We start from the raw sequence: 269 nt of genomic DNA, 5'->3' as shown, positions 1-269 counted from the left end.
CGTGGACCTCATCGTTGATGTCGATGTGAAATCCAATCTCGACATTGACATTGCATGCCTGTCTCAAGGCGGAGTGATCAGTTCATACGCAACGACCAGCTCAACAGATGAACTGTCCGTTCCACTACTGAAAGCCATGATGCACGGTTGCGTATTGCGTTTCGTCTATATCTATCGGGTGCCCGATGAGGCGAAGCAGTCAGCTATCAAAGATGTTAACGCATGCCTCGAAGCCGGAGCATATACCCCACGAATCGGCATGACAGTAC

At 50.2% G+C, this 269-nt stretch carries 1 protein-coding gene; it reads left to right on the top strand.

Translation table 11 applies throughout. From position 1 onward, the window contains the following. The coding region (locus tag SB689_RS23220; RefSeq protein ID WP_410694413.1) for a hypothetical protein at positions 1–269 on the top strand (269 nt) is incomplete at both ends.

Origin of the sequence: Chryseobacterium sp. SIMBA_038, from assembly GCF_046535115.1 — a bacterium.
Classification (GTDB): domain Bacteria; phylum Bacteroidota; class Bacteroidia; order Flavobacteriales; family Weeksellaceae; genus Chryseobacterium.
This window is presented reverse-complemented; position numbering and strand designations above follow the sequence as displayed.